The 2599-nt window shown below is 61.8% G+C and carries 2 protein-coding genes; both read right to left on the reverse strand.

Features of this window, described 5'->3' with window-relative positions; all coding sequences use genetic code 11:
* Nucleotides 1–633: 633 nt before the first annotated feature.
* A complete protein-coding gene (locus ABJK56_RS17595; protein WP_347245982.1) occupies nucleotides 634–1500 on the reverse strand; it encodes a WD40 repeat domain-containing protein in 867 nt (288 codons plus the stop codon).
* A 295-nt stretch (nucleotides 1501–1795) separates the two neighbouring features.
* A partial coding sequence (locus ABJK56_RS17600; protein ID WP_347245983.1) for a WD40 repeat domain-containing protein occupies nucleotides 1796–2599 on the reverse strand: 804 nt, incomplete at its 5' end.

Raw genomic sequence — 2599 nt, forward strand, 5'->3', positions numbered from 1 at the left:
CCAAACCAGAGTGGGTCTTCAAGATTAGGGGTAAAACCGTGCGGTTCCCTGCGGATCAAGAAGACTTGCCTGAGCCATACCAGACTATTCGCGCCTTAGCCCGGCAAGTCATTTGTTAGACTCCCGAGAGCGCGAGCCCGTAGGGGCGTCGCGCACACGCATTTTAGGTCGGCATAGGTTTACGGACAGACACGGACAGAACTTCCATATATACCCCCCTCTCTGCGTTTCTGGAGATGATACGGAAAATGTGTTCGTACCTGTCCGTAAGCCAATGCCGACGTAAACCCGAGTGCGCGCGGCGCCCCTACGGGGAGCAGACCGCACTCAGGACAGGTCACCCCCTGATGATCCTGACCCCAAAACGCATTTCGCTGCGCGTCGTCCCGCCGCCCATCAAGAGATCCAGGATCTCTGCTTCCCAGAAGTCGTTGAGTGGCAAATGGCTCTCAGGCAGAAAGGCGCCCAACAGCATGGCGCGGGAGGGAGTTTCTCGGTTCGCGTCCCCGGCAAACTTGGCTGGGCACTTCGGCTCGTCCGATCGGGATTCCTGAATCACACAGGTCGGATGGGTCAACGACCAGCCGCAACAAACCACCCGACAGTTTGCCCCTTTGCGCCCCGCAACCTTCCCTATCCGTGAATAGCCCACAGCCGCACGGTGTAGTCACTCGACCCCGATGCCAGCATCCGGCCATCCGGCGAGAAGGCCACGCTCCGCACTGCACCCCTGTGCCCTTCCAGGATGCGCACTTGTCCGTTGTCGGGGACCCACAGTTGCACGGTGCCATCTCCCGACCCGGAGGCCAGCATTCGGCCATCGGGAGAGAAGGCTACTCCATATACCGGGGCTGTATGCCCTTCCAGGACGCACAGGGTCTGCCCGCCAGCGGGGTCCCACAGCCGTACGGTGCAGTCCCACGACCCAGATGCCAGTATCTGGCCATCGGGAGAGAAGGCTACGCCCCGTACCCAGTCCGTATGTCCCCTCAGGGCGCGCACTTGCCCGCCGCCCAGGTCCCAGAGCCGCACGGTGCCATCGGACGAGCCGGATGCCAATTTGCCATCTGGCGAGAAGGCGACACTAAGTACCGGGGCCGTATGGCTCAGGATGCACTGGGCTCGTCTGGTGGTGAGGTCCCACAGCCGCACGGCACACTCCAATGGCCCGGACGAGGCTATCACCCGGCCATCAAGGGAGAAGGCCACACTGTATACCGGGGCTGTATGCTCTTCTAGGATAATGAGTGTCTGCCTGCTAGTGGGGTCCCATAGCCGCACAGTTCCATCTTCTAACCCGGAAGCCAACATCCGGCCATCAGGAGAGAAAGCCACACAGAACACCCAGTCCGTATCCTTCTTCATGGTGCGTACTTGCCCCGTGGTGAGGTCCCACAGCCGCACAGTACCGTCGGACGAACCGGATGCCAGCATCCGGCCATCGGGGGAGAAAACCACACTCCGCACTGTGTCCGCATGTCCTGCCAGGATGAATTCCATTCTTCCCTCCTGCGACTGGCGACTTGCGACTTTGCGACTTTCCCTATTCGTGGATAGCCCACAACCGCACGATGTCGTCGGACGACCAGGATGCCAGCATTCGGCCATCGGGGAGAGAAGGCCACGCACTGCACCTAGTTCGTATGCCCTTCCAGGATGCGCAGGGCCTACCTCGTGGCGGGGTCCCACAACCATACAGTGCCGTCATCCGACCCGGATGCCAGCATTCGGCCATTCGGCGAGAGGGTTGCTCTGCTCACTCAGTTCGTATGCCCATTGAAGACGAGACCCATCTTTACCCCCCTCCTGTGATCGGGTCATCAAGTCGCAGGTCACAGGCCGCGGGGCTACAAGGTCGCAGGTGCGACTTTATGTTCTTTGTTTTTTTTTTTTTGATGGCTGGCAGCCGTACGGTGCGGTCCCACGACCCCGACGCCAGCATCCGGCCATCCGGGGAGAAGGCCACGCTATACACAGAGCCCATATGCCCTTCCAGAATGCACAGTACCCGTCCTGTGGCAGGATCCCACAGCCGCACAGTGCAGTCGGACGATCCGGAGGCCAGCATCCAGCCATCGGGAGAGAAGACCACGCTATTCACAGAGTCTGTATGCCCTGCCAGGATACGCAGCGCCTGCCCGGTGGCGGGGTCCCACAGCCGCACAGTGCAGTCGGACGATCCGGAGGCCAGCATCTGGCCATCGGGGGAGAAGGCCACGCTGTGCACTATGTTTGTATGTCCTTGCAGGATACGCAGCACCTCTCTGGTGGCGGGGTCCTGCAACAGTACAGCGCGGTCGGACACCCCATAAGCCAGCATCCGGCCATCCGGGGAGAAGGCCACGCTGAGCACTCCGCCTGTACGCCATTCCAGGATGTGCAGTTCCTCTCCGGTGGCGGGGTCCCACAGCCGCACGGTGCGGTCGTCCGACCCGGATGCCAGCACCTGGCCATCGGGGGAGAAGGCTACACACCGCACCTCGGCCATATGCCCTTTCAGGGTGCGCAGTACCTGCCCCGTGGTGGGGTCCCACAGCCGCACGGTGCGGTCGTCTGACCCGGATGCCAGCATCCGGCCATCGGGGGAGAAAGCCACGCT

The organism is Thermogutta sp. (assembly GCF_039793925.1).
GTDB lineage: Bacteria > Planctomycetota > Planctomycetia > Pirellulales > Thermoguttaceae > Thermogutta.